This is a genomic window from Vibrio parahaemolyticus, from assembly GCF_900460535.1.
Taxonomy (GTDB): Bacteria; Pseudomonadota; Gammaproteobacteria; order Enterobacterales; family Vibrionaceae; genus Vibrio; species Vibrio parahaemolyticus.
The window spans coordinates 804,799-824,691 of the sequence record NZ_UHIL01000002.1 but is presented as its reverse complement, the minus strand read 5'-3'; the positions used below and the strand labels follow the sequence as shown (position 1 = coordinate 824,691).

Annotated in this window: 20 protein-coding genes; 6 read left to right on the top strand and 14 right to left on the bottom strand. The window is 47.4% G+C overall.

Going from position 1 to position 19,893, the window contains the following annotated elements; translation table 11 throughout:
* Positions 1–135: 135 nt before the first annotated feature.
* Entirely contained in the window at positions 136–780 is a 645-nt protein-coding gene (gene ompW / locus DYB02_RS20665) for an outer membrane protein OmpW (protein ID WP_005460838.1), read from the bottom strand.
* Positions 781–1,276: 496 nt separating this feature from the next.
* On the opposite strand from ompW, the gene DYB02_RS20660 reads away from it, so the two are divergent.
* Genes DYB02_RS20660 through DYB02_RS20650 form a run of 3 tightly spaced genes read left to right on the top strand, consistent with a single transcriptional unit; the run spans position 1,277 to position 2,907 of the window.
* Entirely contained in the window at positions 1,277–1,927 is a 651-nt protein-coding gene (locus DYB02_RS20660) for a Qnr family pentapeptide repeat protein (protein ID WP_005460782.1), read from the top strand.
* A gap of 9 nt (positions 1,928–1,936) precedes the next feature.
* Positions 1,937–2,248, top strand: a complete 312-nt coding sequence (locus tag DYB02_RS20655) for a cupin domain-containing protein (RefSeq protein ID WP_020841649.1) — start codon at positions 1,937–1,939, stop codon at positions 2,246–2,248.
* Between the two features lie 38 nt (positions 2,249–2,286).
* The gene (locus DYB02_RS20650) at positions 2,287–2,907 is read left to right on the top strand and encodes an HAD-IB family hydrolase (protein ID WP_015312770.1); all 621 of its coding nucleotides are present in this window, start codon (positions 2,287–2,289) and stop codon (positions 2,905–2,907) included.
* Positions 2,908–3,023: 116 nt separating this feature from the next.
* Here the strand turns inward: DYB02_RS20650 and DYB02_RS20645 are convergent, their stop codons facing one another.
* Both DYB02_RS20645 and DYB02_RS20640 read right to left on the bottom strand, forming a co-directional pair.
* Positions 3,024–4,202, bottom strand: coding sequence for a lytic polysaccharide monooxygenase (locus DYB02_RS20645; protein ID WP_023623110.1), 1,179 nt, complete (start codon positions 4,200–4,202; stop codon positions 3,024–3,026).
* A gap of 214 nt (positions 4,203–4,416) precedes the next feature.
* Positions 4,417–4,857 (bottom strand): Lrp/AsnC family transcriptional regulator, encoded by a 441-nt coding sequence (locus DYB02_RS20640; RefSeq protein ID WP_005482841.1) that lies wholly within the window; start codon positions 4,855–4,857, stop codon positions 4,417–4,419.
* 114 nt (positions 4,858–4,971) lie between these two features.
* Between DYB02_RS20640 and DYB02_RS20635 the strand changes: the two genes are divergently transcribed.
* Positions 4,972–5,556 carry a LysE family translocator gene (locus DYB02_RS20635; protein ID WP_025523178.1) on the top strand — a complete coding sequence of 195 codons (585 nt, stop codon included), beginning with the start codon at positions 4,972–4,974 and terminating at the stop codon, positions 5,554–5,556.
* A gap of 179 nt (positions 5,557–5,735) precedes the next feature.
* Positions 5,736–6,509 carry a siderophore-interacting protein gene (locus DYB02_RS20630; RefSeq protein ID WP_029806492.1) on the top strand — a complete coding sequence of 258 codons (774 nt, stop codon included), beginning with the start codon at positions 5,736–5,738 and terminating at the stop codon, positions 6,507–6,509.
* A gap of 86 nt (positions 6,510–6,595) precedes the next feature.
* Here the strand turns inward: DYB02_RS20630 and DYB02_RS20625 are convergent, their stop codons facing one another.
* The 4 genes from DYB02_RS20625 to DYB02_RS20610 form a co-directional block, all read right to left on the bottom strand.
* Positions 6,596–7,762 carry an oligogalacturonate lyase family protein gene (locus DYB02_RS20625; RefSeq protein ID WP_029807190.1) on the bottom strand — a complete coding sequence of 389 codons (1,167 nt, stop codon included), beginning with the start codon at positions 7,760–7,762 and terminating at the stop codon, positions 6,596–6,598.
* Positions 7,763–7,818: 56 nt separating this feature from the next.
* Positions 7,819–9,591, bottom strand: coding sequence for a sodium:solute symporter family protein (locus DYB02_RS20620; RefSeq protein ID WP_005487072.1), 1,773 nt, complete (start codon positions 9,589–9,591; stop codon positions 7,819–7,821).
* Between the two features lie 299 nt (positions 9,592–9,890).
* Positions 9,891–12,119: a right-handed parallel beta-helix repeat-containing protein gene (locus DYB02_RS20615; RefSeq protein WP_029806481.1), complete on the bottom strand. Its 2,229-nt coding sequence runs from the start codon at positions 12,117–12,119 to the stop codon at positions 9,891–9,893.
* A gap of 15 nt (positions 12,120–12,134) precedes the next feature.
* Positions 12,135–12,812: an oligogalacturonate-specific porin KdgM family protein gene (locus DYB02_RS20610; RefSeq protein WP_005482845.1), complete on the bottom strand. Its 678-nt coding sequence runs from the start codon at positions 12,810–12,812 to the stop codon at positions 12,135–12,137.
* A 129-nt stretch (positions 12,813–12,941) separates the two neighbouring features.
* Here DYB02_RS20610 and DYB02_RS20605 point away from each other — a divergent pair, with 129 nt between their 5' ends.
* A complete protein-coding gene (locus DYB02_RS20605) occupies positions 12,942–14,681 on the top strand; it encodes a sodium:solute symporter family transporter (protein ID WP_029804021.1) in 1,740 nt (579 codons plus the stop codon).
* Between the two features lie 184 nt (positions 14,682–14,865).
* On the opposite strand, the gene DYB02_RS20600 is transcribed toward DYB02_RS20605, so the two are convergent.
* From DYB02_RS20600 to kduD, 7 genes are all read right to left on the bottom strand, one after another.
* Positions 14,866–15,489 carry a bifunctional 4-hydroxy-2-oxoglutarate aldolase/2-dehydro-3-deoxy-phosphogluconate aldolase gene (locus DYB02_RS20600; RefSeq protein ID WP_005460834.1) on the bottom strand — a complete coding sequence of 208 codons (624 nt, stop codon included), beginning with the start codon at positions 15,487–15,489 and terminating at the stop codon, positions 14,866–14,868.
* Between the two features lie 11 nt (positions 15,490–15,500).
* On the bottom strand, positions 15,501–16,430 hold the full coding sequence (gene kdgK / locus DYB02_RS20595; RefSeq protein WP_005482884.1) for a 2-dehydro-3-deoxygluconokinase: 930 nt from the start codon (positions 16,428–16,430) through the stop codon (positions 15,501–15,503).
* 98 nt (positions 16,431–16,528) lie between these two features.
* Complete coding sequence (locus DYB02_RS20590; RefSeq protein WP_021821221.1) at positions 16,529–17,440, bottom strand: alpha/beta hydrolase; 912 nt, start codon at positions 17,438–17,440, stop codon at positions 16,529–16,531.
* Positions 17,441–17,517: 77 nt separating this feature from the next.
* The gene (locus tag DYB02_RS20585; protein WP_005460779.1) at positions 17,518–18,153 is read right to left on the bottom strand and encodes an RpiB/LacA/LacB family sugar-phosphate isomerase; all 636 of its coding nucleotides are present in this window, start codon (positions 18,151–18,153) and stop codon (positions 17,518–17,520) included.
* Between the two features lie 40 nt (positions 18,154–18,193).
* A complete protein-coding gene (locus DYB02_RS20580; RefSeq protein WP_005467181.1) occupies positions 18,194–18,514 on the bottom strand; it encodes a cupin domain-containing protein in 321 nt (106 codons plus the stop codon).
* Positions 18,515–18,521: 7 nt separating this feature from the next.
* Positions 18,522–19,046 carry a YgjV family protein gene (locus tag DYB02_RS20575; RefSeq protein ID WP_029804022.1) on the bottom strand — a complete coding sequence of 175 codons (525 nt, stop codon included), beginning with the start codon at positions 19,044–19,046 and terminating at the stop codon, positions 18,522–18,524.
* Between the two features lie 18 nt (positions 19,047–19,064).
* On the bottom strand, positions 19,065–19,826 hold the full coding sequence (gene kduD / locus DYB02_RS20570; RefSeq protein ID WP_005482916.1) for a 2-dehydro-3-deoxy-D-gluconate 5-dehydrogenase KduD: 762 nt from the start codon (positions 19,824–19,826) through the stop codon (positions 19,065–19,067).
* Positions 19,827–19,893 lie beyond the last annotated feature (67 nt).

Here is a 19,893-nt window from a genome sequence, read left to right as displayed (position 1 = left end):
TGAACTATTGCTTGAATCGTGTGCAATCTAATACACACGGAAATGCAGATAAAAAAAGGGGCAGTCCCCGTAACCGCCCCCAAAGTCATGCCAATAATTGTAATGCGCGTGTAATGTGTGTAACTACCGCTTTTCTTAGAACTTGTAACCGCCGCTGATCATAAATACCCAAGGGTTAATTTTGACGTCGGTTTTTTGCTTCGCTCCACCAAATTTGTATGTTGCTTCTGTTTCAATGTTTGCATACCACGCAGATGCGTTAAGGAACCATTGATCGTTGATCATGTAGTCCACGCCTACGTTTGCTGCTAAACCAAATGAATCGTCTAGCTTAAGATCAGTTAAGCCCACGTTTTTCGCTTTGTTGTTAAAGCCTTCATCAAAAAAGATGGTGTAGTTGAGACCTGCACCAACGTATGGACGGAACTTACTTTGTGGCTCGCCAAAGTAGTACTGAACCATAAGCGTTGGTGGAAGGTGTTTGGTGTCCGCGATATCACCAAGACCTAACAAGTCTGTTGAAATATCATGGCTGAATGGTGTTGCTGCTAGAAGCTCTAGGCTGATGTTGTCTGTGAACATGTAGCCAAACGTCAAACCAAGCTGCGTATTTGAATCCACTTTCAATTCTTCTTGAGAACCAAGAATCTTATCGCTGCTGTCATTTGGAACGACAGACGCCGCACCAACACGAAGAACGAAGTCACCTTGTTTATGAGCGAAAACACTTGGTGACACGAGTGCAGCAACCACTGCTAGACTGCAGATTGTTTTTTTCATTTTTTATTTCCTTTTGTAGGGCTTCGTTATGTCGTACCCAAAGGTGTGCCTGCTGACTGGCCTTAGATTTCAAGTAAACTCAGCGCCTTGAAGCACACGGGCATCTATATTTTTTTGAGCTGCGCGCAATCTAGCACATAGAAACCCTACTATTTTGATGGAAATCAATTTGTGAAAAATATAGGTTTTTTGTATAGAGAAACGCCATACCGATCAACAAATTATGCAAATCGGATACAATTCTGTAATGCAAACTGTGCGTGTGAGAAGCCATGCTTACTCAGAAACACGAATCCTCTCGCTAAGGCTCGTAGCCAGCAAAAACTTTTTTCTTCCTCTACGTCTTCTATTTTCAAAAAACAACCCACTTAAAACTCTCGTTTGACCCCTTAAAATCGCGATTTAAGGGGTTTGTAAAACACTGAAATAAAAGAAGTTATTTTTCTGGAAAATCAGTCACTTGGAGTGCTAGTCTGCTCGCAGCTAAGGAGAAGACATGTTAAAAACCGATCTCATTTTTGAACGAGAAAACTTTTCTCATCACGATTTTCAGAATGCCACCTTTAAAAACTGCCACTTTTATATGTGCAGTTTCGACCATGCCGATCTGCGCGATGCTAAGTTCATCGACTGTCGCTTTATCGAATCCAAAGCGCTAGAAGGGTGTAGTTTTCGCTTCGCGAACTTAAAAGATGCCAGCTTTACGAACTGTATGTTGGCGATGAGCCTGTTTAACGGCGCAAATTGTATGGGCTTGGAGCTGCGTAAGTGCGATCTCAAAGGGGCAAACTTCCAAGGTGCGAACTTTGCTAATCGCGTCAGTAACACCATGTTTTTCTGTTCTGCTTTTATTACTGGCTGCAACCTCACCTACTGTAACTTCGAGCGAGTGTTACTAGAAAAATGTGACCTCTTTGAAAACCGTTGGAACGGTGCGAACCTCGCAGGGGCAACTCTCAAAGGCTCGGATTTATCTCGCTGCGAATTCTCGCCAGAACAATGGGGAACCTTTAACGTTGAGCAGTGTGATCTGACTCATGTCGAACTGGACGGGCTGGATGTTCGCCGCGTTTCTCTGTTTGGTGTTAAAATTTGTGATTGGCAACAAGAGCAATTGCTTGCGCCTTTTGGACTGATCATTCTCTAAGGAAAGGCCATGAACCTGTTTAAAGACTTACCGAATAACCTCGACGAGGAAGTGTTCGAAGACCTGCTGACCCACAAAAACCTGCGTATAGAACGCATTGTCTCAACGGGGCAAACCTCGCCCAAAAGTGGCTGGTACGATCAAGAAGAACATGAATGGGTATTGGTTCTTAAAGGAGCTGGAGAGCTGACGTTTGAATCAGGTGTAGTGCAACGACTTGAGGCAGGCGAGCACGTTACGATTCCCGCTCATACCAAACACAAAGTGAGCTGGACTGACCCAACACAAGAAACCATCTGGTTGGCGGTGTTTTATCAATAAACACAAAACGATCTTAAACCAAAAAATAGGCGCTGAATTTGCTCGATACTACTAAGCCGTCACTGGCACTGTTTGATTTTGATGGCACCATCACCCGAGAGGATATGTTTAGCCTTTTCCTCCACTATTCTGCTTATGGTCTGCGCAAACGAGTAGGAAAGGTCGCTATCATGCCATTTTATGCGCTGTACAAACTCGGAGTGTTACCCGCTCGTGTTATGCGCCCACTCAGCAGTTTTATTGCATTTTCAGGGAAAGAAACGCAGCAAATTGAAGCGATTGGCGCTCAGTTTGCCCATGAAGTGATCCCGCTGTACTTGAGGCCAGAAGCGATGGAAAGATTGGCGTGGCATCAACACAGAGGCGATACCATTGTAGTGGTGTCGGCATCACTCAATGCGTATCTCAAGCCTTGGTGTGAGGCGAACGGTTACCACTTGCTGTGCAGTGAACTGATCTCAGAACAGCCAAAACTGAGTGGCTTTTACCAGCAAGGTGATTGCAGTTTAGAAAGAAAAGTCTCACGCGTTAAGGCGGCGTTTTCGCTCGACGAGTTTGCGTCTGTTTATGCCTACGGTGATACACACGAAGACATTCCGATGCTAAAACTGGCAGACTACGCGATGCTCAACTGGAGCGAGTGGAGAGCAAGCGAATAACGATATGTGCTCTGATTTTCAAGACAACCACTCGACCAAAGTGGTCGTTTTAGACTGAAAAAATAAACCCTTCTCACATGAGAAGGGTTTTACTGTTCAGGGCCAGAATAAATGGCTTAACGCCATACACCCCATTGACCCGTAGTGCCAGGTTCCTCACCAGACGTCCACCACTGGGCAGTCCATTCTTTGCCGTTGTGCGTCACCACATCACCTTGGTTATAAACGGCCGTCTTGTCCCACAAGTTGGTTGGTTCAACTGGTGGCGGTACATCCGCTTTGATCAGTGACAACGCATAACTGAAGTCTGCACTTGGCGCTAATACTTGGTTTGCATTCACGTTCTTACTATCGAACATGTAGTGATTCATCTCTTGATGCCAAATGCCCACATACCAATCGCCCGTTTGCTGCGCGTTAAATTGATCTGCTATTTCTGCCGCCCAAGTAGCCGTATTGTTTGTGCTGATTGGTAGTGAAATATCGACAATTTCATTCCCCGTCGCATTAAACGTACGGAAACGCACCGTATCGCCAGACTCTACTGGCCCAAAACCTTGCTGAACAAAGTAGCCTAGAGATGTCAGATTGTTGCCCGGTTCGGTTGGATCAACAGGGTCAGTCGGTGGCGTCGTGCCTGTTCCGTTTAACGTAATGTCACTACAGTTGTAGAAACCTTCACCAGCAACATCAATACGCTGCCAACGAGTGTAAAGTACCGCATCGCCCGAACGATCAGCAGGGAAAGTCACCTGAATACGGTAGCGTTTTTCCGCATCAACATACACATCACCTGCGGTGTCGATCAGCTCTAAATCACTCCAAGCAAGAGGCTTTGAATCATCATAAGTTGGCTTGGTGAGATAGAATTCCCAGTACGATGGATTGTGCGGCGCTTTGCCGTAAAACACCAATTCAATCTGGTTGTTTGCATCTGGCGTAACATTGGTGCGCTGCCAGTTTGGAGAAGGAATGTTCAAGCCTTTCTTAGCCGCATCGCCGGCAGAACACAGTTCACCGTCACGAACCACCGCCTGAACGTGTGCCATGTCACGGTAGTTTGGTACGTTCGCCGCAATTTCGCTGCGTTGCACAAACGGGTACGCGCCAGATTCTTCGAAAGCCGCTTTACACGCTTGGTTAGGGATCTCGTTGGTCCAAAAGCCACCGTCTAAATAACACGTATTTTGACGAGCACTTGGAAACTCTACCCAGCCATGGGCGTTGACGTTAAATGAGCTCAATGCGGCAACAGCGCTTAAGCTCAAAAGAGGAAGTGTTACATGTGATTTCATCGTTCATCCTTAATTTTGCTGACTCGCCGCTCTGAAACACAAGCGGTTTAAGCAAAACTAGCAGGATGGGATTATTTAGAAGGTGAGAATAAATATGGAAATTGTAAGAGTGCCATCTGCTTTCCAGCATTTGTTGTGAACCATTCTCATACTCGACTGACTCTTTCGAGTCACTTCAAATTCGTGTGCCACAAAAATTGTCACTCTCGTTTGGCTAGCGCTCGTCTTTTGGTGTGTCCATCACCACCATGGTTGTGATCGACTTGACGTGTTCGCACTCACCCAACACATCAGCGTGAAACGCTTTATAAGCGGCGAGATCTTGCGTTTCCACACGCAGCAAATACTCGTTCGCACCAGTGATGTTGTGACATTCCACCACCTCGTTTACAAAACGCACATGCTCTTCGAAACCCAGCTGCGCCTGCTTAGAGTGCGAGGCCAAACCAATCGACACATAAGCGACAAAACCCACGCCAAGTTGCTGATTATCCAGTACCGCTCGGTAGCCTTTGATCACGCCTTTACGCTCTAAATCTTGCACTCGGCGTAAGGTTGCAGATGGAGATAAACCAACGCGTTCCGACAGCTCCACATTGGAGATTCTTCCGTCTCGTTTGAGCACTTGCAATATTCTTTCGTCAAATCTATCCATGATGATGTTTCATTGCTTATTTAGTTTCTAATCATCAAATAAAAGCACAATATTGACCTCAGTTCTACTTATAGTTGTTCTCAACTTATCGAGAACTGATTCAAGGAACAATCTATGGAATATCATCAACTGGGCGCTTTGGCGTTGTTCGCTTTTGTCTCCACTTTTACGCCGGGTCCCAATAACATTATGTTGATGACCTCAGGGGCAAATGTCGGCTTTAAACGCACTATCCCACACATGTTGGGCATTACCTTCGGCTTTGGTGCCATGTTAATTTTGGTGGGCATTGGCTTGATGAGCCTGTTCCATGCCTACCCGCTCACCCACTCCATTTTGAAAGTATTGAGCTTGAGTTATTTGCTGTACTTGACGTACAAAATCGCCACCAGCGACAAAACCGAAGCAAAACACGATTTTCGCCCGATGTCTTTTTTAGGGGCTGTCGCATTCCAGTGGGTGAACCCAAAAGGTTGGTCGATGGCGTTGACGGCGATTACGGTATACACCAGCGGCGGTTCTTGGCTTGAACTGACTTTTATCGCCGGTATCTTCTGTTTAGCCAACTTGCCATCGGTGACATTTTGGACGGCGGCAGGCATGCAATTGCAGCGTTGGTTGACCACCGATAAACGCATTAAGGGGTTCAACTACAGCATGGCAGCTCTGTTGCTTTTGTCTACGATTCCAATGATATAAGTCCATTTATGGTTAAAAAACGACTCACTTTACGTGGTTAGAGAAAGGATAAAGGTAATATTTTTCTTGAGGCTTTGGCGTTAATTCACAGTGTAAATTTGTTTAAAGACGCTACCCTCTTGTTAGGGAACTTGATAATCTTTAAATGAGAAAGAGAATAATTATCGAGTAAAGTAACAATGAAAAAGAAGCCTCAACCTAAAACGCTTGTTGTCACAGACACAGAAACCATCACTCCAAACATGCAGCGCATTACCTTGCAAGGTGAGGCGCTGAGCCACTTTCCTCGTGACTGCGAAGGCAGTTACATCAAATTACTGTTTAACGATATGGGCGGCGCGGATCTGAGCATCCTGTCAGAAGACGACCGACCAATCATGCGCACTTACACAATTCGACGTTTTCATCCAGAAACCAGCTCAATCGAAGTGGATTTCGTCCGACACGTAACGCAAGATCTGCAATGCGGATTTGCAGCACGTTGGGCAATAGCCGCGCAAAAAGGCGACACGATCAACATCGTGGGGCCAGGTAGCATCTCCAACTTAAATACTGAGGCGGATTGGTTCTTCATGGCTGCCGATATGACGGCACTTCCAGCGCTTTCTGCGAAAATTCGTACGTTGCCAGAAGAGGCCAAAGGCTATGCAGTGATCAGCGTGATGTCTCCAGCCGACATCCAACCCCTACACGCGCCAGCAGACATGGAGTTGATTTGGTTAACCGAAGGGCAAGCCTTGGCTGATAGCGTTCGCGAACTCGAGTGGTTAGATGGTAACGCTTCGATATGGTGTGCGTGTGAGTTCGATTCAATGCGTGCGCTGCGCCAATATTTCCGCAATGAGAAAGAAGTCGATCGCGAGAATATCTACATCAGCAGCTATTGGAAGCAAGGCGTGTCTGAAGATGGGCACAAAGTGATTAAACGTGAAGACGCGGAATCCAATCAATAGTGGTTCATGTCTTTTCGATTCCAGCTCTCATCCTAATAAAAACGCCCGGCATCACCGGGCGTTTTTCATCATCATGTTTGATGTAATCAGTGCTTGTAAGACTCCGGCACGTCCGCAATGTAAATCGCAGGAACGCCTTCAAAGTCACTGGTAAACAACACGCCATCATCGTTCGGTGTGAATGACGGATGCGGGTGAGTAATTTGGCGATCGCCATCCAACACATCCCAAGATGTGCTGTGCTTACACAGTTTTTGCGCCGATTTCGCTTTTGTGTTCAATACATACAAGAACGGGTCATTTTCGATGTTGTAGCTGTCCGCATCTGCAACATCAACTGGCGCATCGCAACCATCACCAACCATCAAAGAACCATCGAAGTTACTCATAAGGTGAGAACAAGGTGGCATCACCATCACTTCTTCATTCTCTAATGTCTCTGGGTTGGCTTTGTAAATCACGCGATCAGTTTGACCTTTGAAGTAAGAAACATACGCCATTGCGCTGCCATCTGGAATCCAGAACTCGTGCGTGCACGATTCACCTTCTGCGTGCTCTTTGATCTTACGAACGTTGCTGCCATCTTCATTGACCAGCCACATGCGCGCATCCACCAAATCATGCGGACCTTCATGACAGAAACCAACCGTTGAGTCATCAAACGGACGGTAAATCGGGTGACCTAGCCACGCAGTGTCTTGATGGATCACCTCCAGCTCACCGGTTTCGATATCCACTTTAATTAGGCGACAAGTTGGATTGGTGTGGTAGAACTCGGCAAACTTTTCCCACGATGTCAGCGGTTGCCAATCACGTTTTAAAATCTCGATACCAACTAACTTGGTACAGTCAGAATTTGCCACCCAAGTACCGTAGCCTTTCCACTCTTCATCGACCGTATAAATGACTTGTTCTTCCAGCGTTTCTAAATCGACTTTCATCAAATTCAGTTCGTTTTTCACGTAGAAAAATGCACGCTCATCCGTCGAAATGAAACCGCCAAAGGTGTTGTCACCTTTACCTTCCGTCAGTTGGACTGCTTGTTGCGTTTCAAGGTCAAGCAGGTAATAGTTGCGATTTCCGTCGAAATCACCTGCAAACAGCAGCTTTTTTCCATCCTGAGTAAAGCACTTCTGGTAAAAGTAGTTACGGTGACAAATCATGTCCGTTGGCGTTAATCGCGTCACTTTCACTTGGGTATCACTATCAACAAACGTTTCGAAGTTGAGAGTAATCACATCACCTTTAGCCATAATATATCTCCACAAAAGGGCTGCCCAAGCGAGGGCAGCCAAAACAAAAATTCAGATTATTGGGTCGTTGTCGCGGCTACTTTAGAGGGCTGTGTGTCTAGCTTGGCACTCTTCTTCAAGCCGTAGCCGACAGCAAAGACTGACGCTGCACAGGCAAGGAACAATAAGCGGCCCCATAGTGGGTTTGGAATCAACACCATCAGTGTTAAACCTGCGGCCATGTAGATAACCAGCGTACCCAATTTCGCGCGTTGCATGCGGTCAACAATGTCTTGGCCTTCTTCTGCAACACACTCGGTGTCCACATCTTTAAAGAATTCCGCCGTTGTCTCTTTGTGCGTGTCTGTTTCTTCTTTGTAGAACAGAGTCGATAGGCAGAAGAAACCAGCAGTAAAGACAAGGTGAGCAGCAATGGTGATCATTGTGCGCATTTCACCTGCTTCGCGGCGTGTTAGCTCATCCATACCGAACCAGCTACCAACAAATTCTGGAGTGAAGATTTTCACCACAGACCAAGAGACAAACATACCAACCACAACTGTTGCCCATGGTGCCCATTTCGGCGTTCTGCGAATGATGATGCCAAGGAACAATGGAACGAGGATTGGTGATTGAAGTAGCGTCGCCACTTGCATCATTAGATCAAACAAGCTTAGGTGCTTCAGTGAGTTGAAGAACTGAGCCATCATGATAACGAGGATGCCGTTCACCAAACATGCGATTTGACCAGCACGCAGTAGCTCTTTATCCGAAGCTTGGCCTTTACGCACGATGTTTGAGTAGAAGCTGCGAACGAAAATACCTGAGTTACGGTTTAGTGCAGAGTCCATCGAAGACATGGTCGCCGCAAACAGACCTGCCATGAGCAGACCAACGGTGCCTAGAGGCATTGTTTCACGAGCGAAGACAAGGTAAACCGCATCGCTTGCTTTCGCACCCAATGATGAGTATTGCGTTGCTGCATCTGGGTACAGGATTGCTGAAGCCCAAGGTGGGATGAACCAAATTACCGCGCCAAATAGCATCATCACAAGCGCCATCAGCGCAGCTTTACTTGCGTTTTTCGAGTCTTTCGCGTTAAGGAAACGGTAAGACTCCTGCATGTTGTTGATACTTTGCAGCTGTTTCACTACGAAGAAGATGAACGTACAAACTAACAGTAGTGGGTAGTTCATATCTGGGCCCATGATGAAGCCACCAGGGAAGTTCTCAACGATCTCGCCAGGGCCACCAACGACGTACAATGCAACTGCCGCACAAGCAATGGAGATAACCGCAACAACCAGCGTTTGAATAAAGTCCGACGCCACTACGCCCCACGCACCACTCAGCAATGAGATAGCCAATACCGCAAGGCCAGTCACCCAAATAGTAGTCACGATGTCGGCATTAAATACCGCAGAAGCAAACACACCTAAACCGTTTAGCCAAACACCCGCGTTAATCACACTTAACGGAATGATTACCCAAGTGAAAAACTGCTCGTTAGTGTTACCAAAGCGGCGTTTTACCCCTTCAGTTGGCGTATCGACTCGCATTTGGCGGAAGCGGCGAGCAAAGTAGAAGTAAGCGAAAACGTACGCCACCATGTTGCCAACAAACACAGCCAATACTGCGAAGCCATCGTTAAACGCTTTACCCGCTGCACCGGTAAACGTCCATGCAGAGAACTGAGTCATAAATGCTGTGGCACCAACCATCCACCAAAGCATCTTACCGCCCCCGCGGAAATAGTCGCTGGTACTATTGCTTGCCATTTTTTTGAACAGCAAGCTGATTGCCACCATCAGGGCAAAGTAGCCTGCTATTACTAAGTAATCGTATTCCATAATAGAAACCTCGAAACGCTGTTTTAATTTAGATAAATTATATTTTCAAAAACAAAACTAACTGAGACAAAAATCAAAACAACGGTTCATTTTTTATTTTTTGCGCTCAAACGTGATGAAGATCAATAGTGAGCGTCTTGTAAATAACTGCGGATCCATACTCGTCGTTGCTGCATTCCCTTAGTTAATCTTAGAACCAAAAAGAGATTGTCACTGACAAGTCGAAAAGCGTAAAAATGCGACCGTTGTAAGGTGAGTTTTGACGAAAAAAAGGGCTCCTGAGAGCCCGTGGTTACTCGTTAGTGAATAAGTTGCTTAAGCTGCATCGCCTCTTGCTTACCCGGAATGGCTTGCTGGGTATCAATCACTGACGCTTGCTTTAATAGCGCGAGCGTTTTGCTGTCGACCGCTTTGCCATCACTGGTGTAAGTTGTGCCATTTTCGACCAACGCATTGCCAGTCGATTTCGCACTGTTGATCACGTCGTCATATTTGCTGCTGACATGGAATCGGTAAGAACGGTTATTGGTGAACGTGCCTTGCTCAATCTCGCCGGAATATGGGCTCTTACGGAACAAATAGTTGAAGCGCTTGTTATCAATCGACACGTTGTCGCTCAATACCAGTGCACCAGGGTTAAAGTTGTCCGTAAATCCGTCCATGTTGTTATTGAAAGACAGGCTGTTTTTCACCACATGTGGAACCGGAATCCCCTCGCCGCCTAGCTTGAAGCCGTTACCAATCGTGCCACCCTTGTTGGCAACATCGAGTGTGCGACCGTTGCTGAACGAGATGGAATCCAAAATGGTCACCGCACCGTTTGCGCCATCTTCCACTTTGTTGAACAAGTCCCAACCGTCATCAATGTTGTGGTGAGACAAACAACGGATGAAAGTGTTGCCATCGCCGATACGCATCTTGGCCGCAAAACCGTCTGCGTTGATCTGCGAAGGATCCATGTTGTTGTAGCTTTCGCTTTCAATCACTTGGTTGTAACTTGCCCACAGTGCGCGGCCAATGTTTTCAGGAGAGGTGATCACGAAACCAGTATCTGGCGCGCCGTGTGTCACCATTTTTTCGAAGGTGTTGTGGCTACCATGAACAATGAACTGCGCACCCGCGACTTCAATTCCTTGGTAATGCCAGTAATTTGCCTCGTGACGAAGTTCCGAAACAAAGCGAACATTGTCTCCTTCCGCACGTAGGTGCTTGAGCTTGTCGACACTGCCACTCGCTGTCAGCGGGATTTCCATCCCTTGGTAGTCGCCATCTTTCAAAATGATGGTACCGCCAGCAGGAAGCAGTTCTACTGCGGTAGCTAAATCAAGCGGTTGCGCTTGAGATCCGTTGCCTTTGTCACTGCCGTTTGGTGCAACATACAGCGTCATTGGGTCTGGCAGAGAAACAACGTCAACGCTGTAACGGTGCGCTTGTGTCTCTTTGTTTGGGCCGTCAATGGCGGTGAATCTCACTTCCATTTGATTCGCGCCGCTATCAAGTGTCAGCCACTGGCTGAACAGCTCACCCGCCGTCACGGTTTGCTTCGCTACCACTTTGCCATTGTGCAGAACTTCAAATTCGCCCGAGTAGTTGGCACGAGCTTGAACCGGATACTCCTTGGTTGCAGAGCGAGGTGAAGAAGCGATTTGGAATACCAATTCGCCCTGCTTGGCCGCGTATTTTGGAGCGTCCACGGTATCCGCCGCAGCAAGCTGCAAATCGACATTGCTCACCGTCATTTTTGCATTGCGTGACGCAAAGAAGCCGACGTATTGCGAGTCTGAGTTTTGCATTTCAACGATATTGGCATTCGCGCCTTTTACCGCTTGCTCAACAAATTTTTCGCCATTACGGTAGCTGACTTTGAAACCATCATTGGTGCGTGTCAGCGTCATGCGGTAGGTTTCAGCCGTGCCGTAAGGCACCCCTTCCACATAATCGACACGGCTTAAACGGTTACCCGGTGTTCCCCAAGGTTGATAAACGCCTTCACGAAACGATGCGTTGATGTTGGTCATGCCATCGTTCGTGCGGGTGTGAGAACGCATTAGGTTCATCACCATGTTCGATGCAGACGGAAACTCTTCATGGCCCTCAGGTTGCGGCACTAAACGCTCGGCACCTAGAATGTCGCGCACCATCAAACCTGCGCCTTCTTGGCGGTTGGGTGTCGCGCCTGTTTCCGGGCCAAGCTGTTCAAGCACCACATCGGCACTGAGGGTAAAGTTCACATCAGTTGGTAGCTCGGTGTAGTAAAAGGTGAGTCCTTCATGCGAGTTAGCTAACTTGCCGCCGCGGCTTTCAATGGTAAATGTGGACGCTAACTTACCAGCAGCGACAACATCACCATTGACCGTCACTTGGTTCACGCCGACTTTTTCAGGCAAAATGGTTGAGCCAAAGTTCATGTCGGTCGATTGACCAAAAGTGATCGCTTTCCAAGTCAGGTCTTCGACCTTAATCTCAGCAGCGTGTGCGGCTGGGGCCAATATGGCCGCCAGACACAAGGCTAAAGTGTGTTTTTTCATGGTCACTTTTCCTTGTTAGAAGTTGTATTTCAAACCGACACGGAAACGAGGAACATATTCATCTTTAAACTCTGAGCCGTCACCCTTGTGCGTGATAGCCGCGATAGCGAAGAATGGAATCACGCCACTTTCTAACTTGGTGTATTCGCCTTTAAAGTCGATCAGCTGATCATGACCTTTGTCTTTCCAGCCACCTTCACCGCCATGAATATCTTTGTACTCCGCTTCTACGCCAAGCTTGCCCCATTCAAACTTACGGTTTGCGTAAAGGTTGAGCTGGTTATAACGCGAGTCGTCTGTGTTTTTGTACCCATGACGAATACGCGCAGCGACATCCCACTCGTCATTGATTTTGTACGCGCCAGTCAAGTTGTACTTGAACACTGACGCACCCGATGGGCTGGCATCAATGTTAATGCCCGGCGTTAGAGAGAAATTGTCGGTCGCTTTCCAACGGTAGCTCACGCCAGTTTCATGGCCTGCATTGCCCATGTGACCATCTTTGTAGTTCCATTTTGCTTCCACGCTAAAACCGATTTGGTTGTCGAAACGGTGAGAAACGTAAATACGATCTCGATGTTCGTCACCATCACGATCAGGCACATATTCATGACGAATATCCACCGATGCGGCAGCCGCTAAACCAGAAGTCATTGCAAGTAAGAGTGCAGAAGTAAGGTATCTAACTTTCATTTTGAAACACCATTTTATTTTATAATAAATCTTGTTTTAATATATTCATTATTACGTACTGATAAAGTTCTTATCGGTATTTTTGTGATCTTTAAAACGGTGTTTTAATTTTTTCGTGAGCTATGACACATGACTTTATTGGATTCGATGATCGTAATGATCTATCTGCTCTTTATTGGGATCGCTGCGTGGCTATTTCGCCGCTTTTCCACCTCGTCGAACGACTTCCTTCAAGGTGGAGGAGCCATGATGTGGTGGATGGCTGGCGCGACTGCATTCATGACGCAATTTTCAGCGTGGACGTTTACGGGTGCCGCAGCCAAAGCGTATGAAGATGGCATCAGCGTGATGTTTATCTTTTGGGGAAATGCGTTGGGATTTTTCGTCGCGGCAGCATTTTTTGCGCGTCGCTATCGAAGGTTACGCGTAGAAACCGCCATGGAAGTGATTCGAGTGCGGTTTGGCCACACATCAGAACAGCTATTCACATGGTTAAGCTTTCCGCTGACTTTGATCGCCTGTGCTATTTGGATAAACGGATTGGCGTCTTTTTTCTCTGCCGTTTTTGCCATTGAGATGTCGACCACCATTCTCGCTATGGGGGTGATCGTCACTTTGATCGCCGTGAGTGGCGGCGCGTGGACAGTGTCTGTGACGAATGTGATTCAATTAATTTTGCTGATCGCCATTACTCTAGTGATCGGCTATACCGCACTGCAACGCTTTGACTCACCAAGCGAAGTGTTTGCGTACACCACGCCAATTTATGGTGAACAGATCAGGATGCCGTCTCTGTTTGTGATGTGGGCGATCGCCATGCTGCTGCAACAAACCATGAGTAATAACCACACCTTGAGCTGCTATCGCTTTCTGACCACCGCCAACGATAAAGACGCCACCAAGGCCGCATTCGTTGCTGGTGTGCTGTTTGTTTTTGCCCCTGTACTGTGGTTTATGCCAGCGTGGTTCGTGGCAGCGCAAAACATCGATTTACTGGCGATCTATCCTGCACTAGAGCAGAGTGCGAACAACGCCGCTTATCTTTACTACATCCAACATTACATGCCTCAAGGTTTACTCGGATTGGTGATGGTGGCATTGGTGGCCGCGACCATTGCGCCGCTTTCATCAGCACACAACCGCAACGCTGGCATTGTGGTCAAAAGCCTCTACCAAGTGTGGTTCAACCCAAATGCTACCAGTCGTCAGCAGTTGATGGTTGGAAAAATTGCGACGATAGTATCTGGCATATTAGCCACGGTCACAGCTTTGCTGCTGTCGTCTGTTGAGTCGTACAGCTTGTTCGACATGATGATTGTGTTCGCGGCGTTCATTCAGATGCCAATCAACATCCCATCTCTGCTTGCGCTTGTCAGTTTGAAAACACCAAACTGGTCGGGGTGGGCCACCGTTATGGTCGGATGCGCAGTATCGCTCTTTATGATGTTTATCTTTGATGCACAGTGGTTCTCTTCCTTGCCATTAACGCCAAGAGAAAGCAAAGACCTGTCCGTGGTCGCAACGCTTGCCGTTCATTTACTGGTGACGGGAGGCTTCTTCCTGTCTACTCGGGTCTTTTATGCCAAAGAGTCACCATCAATCCAGCAAAGTCGCACTGCACTTGCGATTCAACTAGCCACACCGATCAGCGACGAGGAGCAGTCCCCTATCAATCATAAGCAAGGACTTTATGTCGGCTCCATCACAGCATTGGCGGGCATGTTACTGATTCTTGCCGGCGTCGTGTTAGCGGGCTCTTCTCAATCCATCTTTGTCGCAATTGGCTGCATCGTGTTGCTGTTTAGCTTGTTCCTACTACAACCTACCCAGCACTCTAAACGTGCTTGGCAGAAACAAAAAACTAAGTAAGTAAATGGGTAAGTAAACCGTGTTGGGCGCGTTGTTTTGTGTCGCGCCTAGTGGAAAGCTGGCTTTTAACTCGCCAAAACTGCACATAAAAAAACGCCTACGGTGGAGCCGCAGGCGTTGGCAAATTGCTCAAAAGATCGTTCGACTATCTACGATAGTTCTCGGCGCTAACCGGGGTGAGGAATTATTCGATAATTCCCGCAACTTCACGAACCAGCTTCGCCAGTTCATCCCATTGCTCGTTGTCAATCAAATCGCCGGGTACCATCCAAGTACCACCACACGCTAAGACTGAAGAAATAGACAAGTAATCTTTAACATTACTTGGGCTCACGCCACCGGTTGGCATGAATTTTACAGGGTAAACCGCAGACAATGCTTTTAGCATCGCGACGCCGCCTGACGGTTCTGCTGGGAAAAACTTCAGCGTACGCAGACCCATTTCCATTGCTTGTTCAACCAAGCTTGGATTGTTGACACCAGGGACGATGGTCACGTTACGCTGTTGGCAGTATTTCACTGTAGTTGGGTTGAAACCTGGGCTCACAATAAAGTCCACGCCCGCATCAATCGCTTCATCCACTTGCGCGCTTGTCAGCACAGTTCCCGCGCCAATCAACATCTCTGGGTACGCTTCGCGCATGTTTTTGATCGCTAAAGCGGCATCCTCAGTACGGAACGTCACTTCAGCACATGGCAGGCCATTTTCAATCAGCACCTGTGCCAGTTTCACTGCCTTACCTGCGTCTTTGATCGCGATAACAGGGACTACTTTAATTTCTGAAAGTTGTTGGTTCAGATCTTTCATTTCATCGTTCCTTAAATAGTTGGCATCGCTTGGCTTGGAATGATCGCGCCGCGATGTTGAATAACCGTGCCAGCCACTTTGTGCCCAGCAAGCGCAGACTCAGCAACGTCTCCGCCTAAAATTCGTTTTGCAAGATAACCCGCACTAAAAGAATCACCCGCCGCCGTAGTATCCACCACAGCATCGACCTTCAAGGCCGCAACGGTATGTTGTTGATCTTGTGTTACAACAAAACAGTCGTCCGCGCCACGTTTCACGATGATCTCTTTCACACCAAAGTTTTTCGTACGGCTGATCGCTTCATCTTCGTGCTTATCTCCCCACAGCATGACCTCGTCATCGAAGGTCAAAAATGCCATGTCGGTGACGCTGAGGATCTTTGAGTAAAAATCACGAGCTTGCTCGATGTTAGGCCAGAGCTTAGGGCGGAAGTTGTTATCGAATGCGATTTTCACACCTTCTTTACGGCACATTGTTAGCAGCTCAATCAACATCTGACGACAATCGTCCGAGATGATCGCCAAGCTAATGCCACTCAGGTAGATCATTTGATGCTGACAAAGATCTTTCACCAACGACAACAATGCTCGCTCACGCAACCAGTATTTTGCCGCCGCATCATTACGCCAGTAAAAGAAGCTACGCTCGCCATCTTCGGCGGTTTCAATCGCGTAAATGCCTGGCAACTTATCTTCAGAAAGATAGACCATGTCCGTATTGATCCCCTCTTCACGCCATGCCGTTAGCATTTCACGACTAAACGGATCATGTCCTAATCCCGTCACATACGAAGTTTCGACCCCGTGTTGTTTGGTTAGACGAGAAAGATACACCGCGGTATTGAGCGTATCACCGCCAAAACCTTGCTGTAGCACGCCGTCATGTTTTTTAAGCTCCACCATACATTCGCCGATGATGGCGACACGACTGATTGGGTTCATGGGAAGTCTCCTCAGTATTTGATGTCGCCATTATTGCAATTACAAAACCAGTTAACAATAAAAATAAAACAACGGTTCATTTATTTCGTGAGCTTGATCTATCTGCGTGCTTTCTCGGTCAGATTTTGTAGCCATGCAGAGAGCAATTGCGGCCACGCCGCGACAGGCAAACCTTGCGCATCGCGAATACCAAAACCGTGTTTACCTTGCTCAAACAAGTGCATTTCGGTCGCGATTTCGTGCTGGCGAAGTGCTTGCCAAAACACGATGCTGTTTTCCACGCTCACGGCAGTATCATCACTGGCATGTAAAAGAAAACAAGGCGGCATGTCTGACGTCACCTGTTTTTCTAGCGAGAATCGGAGAAGGTCAGATTCACGTTCCAAATTAGCCAGTAACTCGGCACGCGAGCCCATGTGCGCAATGTCGGTGTTCATACTGATCACCGGGTACATCAAAGCGCAAAAATCGGGCTTGGCAGATACACGGTCCGCCTCATCTTGAAGAGGATAAATATCCAATGCGTGACTCGTCGCTAAGCTCGCTGCAACGTGTCCGCCAGCCGAGAAACCTAACACACCAATCGATGATAAATGAGACGCCAAAGGCAACTGACGCACCAAACGCATTGCTCGCTGCGCGTCCGCCAGTGGCGTCCAAGCTCCAAATTCATGCCCTTCATTTGGCATGCGATAGGTCATCACAAACACGGTAAAACCTGCTTGGTTCAACACGCGTGCGCTGTCCGCCCCTTCTTTATCCACCGAGACTCGCTGATAACCGCCACCGGGCATCAATAAAATACCAATCCCGTTGGATTGCTCTGGTTCAAACACGACCATTTCGGGATGCGTGATCTCAAACACTGCGCGATCTGGTAACAACTCGTTCGGATTTCTTTCTTGATAACTTTGCACCAGATGGGAGGGGATTTGAGGCTCAGACCACAAAGGCAAAACGAGATGCTCAGGAAACCAAGTCTGTAGTGAAGTAATCGGCGCAACGTGCATGGCATTCTCTCCGGCTTAAAAACAAAAAAAGCCAGCACAATGGCTGGCCTTAACCTATTTCCCGATAAAATGAGTGCTTAGTCTAGTAGCGACTTCACATATTCTGCAATTTCAGGTACTTGGCAGTGCGCGAAGAAACACTCTTGGAATTGCGTGCTGCCTACTGCAGTTTTCACTAGCTCTTGGTCGATAGCACGTAGACCTTCAACCACGTCTTTTGCTACCGCTGATTTCACGTTGTTTAGGATAGCCGCGTTCGCTTGCTGAGGTGCTGCACGCTCAATTGGGTAACCTTCGCCGCGTTTGCCTGTGAACGCTTTTTCGAAGATGTAACGAACGTTCAATTCACCCGCCCAACCAAAACCTTTCGCAAATGCTAGAGAAATCGCATTGCCGTTATTGATTTGGTTGAACAGGAACGCGTCTGATGGCTCTAGGCAGTAACCACAAACAACGCCAGGGTGTAGGTTGCAAGACATCAATGCACCTTGGCCAGTACCACAACCAGTTACCACGAAGTCCACAGCTTTTGAGTTCAGCAGAATGCTCGCCATGATACCTAGGTGAATGTAAGTTAGGTGATGGTCGTTTTCATCCGTCATACCAACATTGAAAACATCGTGACCAAGGCCACCTGCTACAGAGTTAAGCTCACCAGCCACCATTGCGTTTTTCGCTGCTTGGCTGTTTTCCATCATTAGTGCAATTTTCATGTGTTACTCCTGCGGAAACTCCGCATTCAAATTTCAATTCTTAAACAAAATCTTTGCGCATTGGGGTGAAAGTATCGATAAGTACACCCGCTTTCAGACAAACGCAGCCATGCTCAATGTTTGGCTCTTTGTACATAGTATCGCCCGTTTTGACGATTTTTTTCTCATCACCGATGGTGAATTCAAACTCACCAGAAAGCACGTAAGTCAGCTGCTCGTGCGGGTGTGAGTGCATCGCACCAATTGCACCTTCTTCAAAGTGCACTTCTACCGACATCATGTTGTCGCTGTGTGCCAGTACTTTGCGTGAAATCCCCTCGCCGAGATCTTCCATCGGAATGTCTTGGTTAAATACGAACATGGTTCACCTAATAACTTGATTGATTAATCATGGATTCTGATTGCTGACGATGTAAGCGATAAATCGTCAATAAATTCATCACGATCACGGTCATTTCTAACAGCGTTCCACCAATGGAACCCACCAGAATATTATTGGTTAGCCAGCAAGACGCGCCGAGCAAAAAGCCAATGCGCATCCTGATCCCTGACAAGCAGAACACCGAGTATGTACCAATCACCGTCCCGATAATCGGCCATAAATCACGCCATTGCTCTGCTACCCAAAAGCCACTGACTAAACTGATCACAATAAAGACAGCAGCAACTCGTTTCGACGAGACAAAAATCGCCGTGGTCGTTCTGAGCGCCGACAGCAAAGCGCTCAGCGCAGAGACCATCGAACCCAGCAATAAAAAGTGGAGAAGATGATTGAGGTTAAAAATCAGCATCAAGATTTTTAGGTACCTGTCATTCTTCTGGTAGAAGACGGAGAATCCCAAACCAAAACTAATAAACCCTAAAGCTTGCGCTAATATCGTGGTATCCACCATCACCTTCTCGCAACTCGATTAGCGCGCTAGCCAGCCACCATCTACTGCGATGGTGTAGCCGTTGATGTAATCCGCAGCTTTAGACGCTAGGAATACACAAGGGCCAGCTAGATCTTCTGGCGTACCCCAACGAGCAGCAGGAATACGGTCTACGATTTCTTTGTTGCGCTGTTCATCGGCACGCAATGCCGCCGTGTTGTTGGTTGCCATGTAACCCGGAGCAATCGCGTTTACGTTGATGCCGTGGCTTGCCCATTCGTTTGCCATTAGGCGAGTCACACCCATTACGCCACTTTTAGACGCAGTGTAAGAAGGCACGCGAATACCGCCTTGGAAAGAAAGCATTGATGCGATGTTGATGATCTTGCCGCCTTCACCTTGCGCGATGAACTGTTTTGCAACCGCTTGAGACATAAAGAACACAGACTTCACGTTGATGTTCATTACGTCATCCCAATCTTGCTCAGAAAACTCGATGGCGTCGTTACGACGAATGATGCCCGCGTTGTTCACTAGGATATCAATGCGACCAAGTTCGGTTACTGCGCGGTCAACGATAGTTGGGATGTCGTCTAGTTTCATTAAGTTAGCGCGGATATCGACGAACTTACGGCCTTCAGCCTCTACTTTCTCAATCGTTTCTGTTGGTTCGCTGATGTTTACGCCAACAATGTCACAGCCCGCTTTTGCTAGACCAAGCGCCATACCTTGACCAAGACCAGTGTCACAACCAGTAACAATGGCCACTTTTCCCTCAAGGTTAAATGAATCAAGAATCATGTCGTTTTCCTCAATAGTAGGTAATGTCGTGATTTGGCGTCTTGGCCATGTCACTTTGTATGCATTC

Bases quoted from the DNA above. Each gene is read 5' to 3' on its own strand.
- DYB02_RS20600 (WP_005460834.1), bottom strand. From the start codon at position 15,489: ATGAAAGATCTGAACCAACAACTTTCAGAAATTAAAGTAGTCCCTGTT.
- DYB02_RS20585 (WP_005460779.1), bottom strand. From the start codon at position 18,153: ATGAAAATTGCACTAATGATGGAAAACAGCCAAGCAGCGAAAAACGCA.
- DYB02_RS20620 (WP_005487072.1), bottom strand. From the start codon at position 9,591: ATGGAATACGATTACTTAGTAATAGCAGGCTACTTTGCCCTGATGGTG.
- DYB02_RS20660 (WP_005460782.1), top strand. From the start codon at position 1,277: ATGTTAAAAACCGATCTCATTTTTGAACGAGAAAACTTTTCTCATCAC.
- ompW (WP_005460838.1), bottom strand. From the start codon at position 780: ATGAAAAAAACAATCTGCAGTCTAGCAGTGGTTGCTGCACTCGTGTCA.
- DYB02_RS20625 (WP_029807190.1), bottom strand. From the start codon at position 7,762: ATGGCTAAAGGTGATGTGATTACTCTCAACTTCGAAACGTTTGTTGAT.
- DYB02_RS20575 (WP_029804022.1), bottom strand. From the start codon at position 19,046: ATGGTGGATACCACGATATTAGCGCAAGCTTTAGGGTTTATTAGTTTT.
- DYB02_RS20580 (WP_005467181.1), bottom strand. From the start codon at position 18,514: ATGTTCGTATTTAACCAAGACATTCCGATGGAAGATCTCGGCGAGGGG.
- DYB02_RS20640 (WP_005482841.1), bottom strand. From the start codon at position 4,857: ATGGATAGATTTGACGAAAGAATATTGCAAGTGCTCAAACGAGACGGA.
- DYB02_RS20635 (WP_025523178.1), top strand. From the start codon at position 4,972: ATGGAATATCATCAACTGGGCGCTTTGGCGTTGTTCGCTTTTGTCTCC.
- kdgK (WP_005482884.1), bottom strand. From the start codon at position 16,430: ATGAACCCAATCAGTCGTGTCGCCATCATCGGCGAATGTATGGTGGAG.
- kduD (WP_005482916.1), bottom strand. From the start codon at position 19,826: ATGATTCTTGATTCATTTAACCTTGAGGGAAAAGTGGCCATTGTTACT.
- DYB02_RS20655 (WP_020841649.1), top strand. From the start codon at position 1,937: ATGAACCTGTTTAAAGACTTACCGAATAACCTCGACGAGGAAGTGTTC.
- DYB02_RS20645 (WP_023623110.1), bottom strand. From the start codon at position 4,202: ATGAAATCACATGTAACACTTCCTCTTTTGAGCTTAAGCGCTGTTGCC.
- DYB02_RS20630 (WP_029806492.1), top strand. From the start codon at position 5,736: ATGAAAAAGAAGCCTCAACCTAAAACGCTTGTTGTCACAGACACAGAA.
- DYB02_RS20610 (WP_005482845.1), bottom strand. From the start codon at position 12,812: ATGAAAGTTAGATACCTTACTTCTGCACTCTTACTTGCAATGACTTCT.
- DYB02_RS20615 (WP_029806481.1), bottom strand. From the start codon at position 12,119: ATGAAAAAACACACTTTAGCCTTGTGTCTGGCGGCCATATTGGCCCCA.
- DYB02_RS20590 (WP_021821221.1), bottom strand. From the start codon at position 17,440: ATGCACGTTGCGCCGATTACTTCACTACAGACTTGGTTTCCTGAGCAT.
- DYB02_RS20605 (WP_029804021.1), top strand. From the start codon at position 12,942: ATGACTTTATTGGATTCGATGATCGTAATGATCTATCTGCTCTTTATT.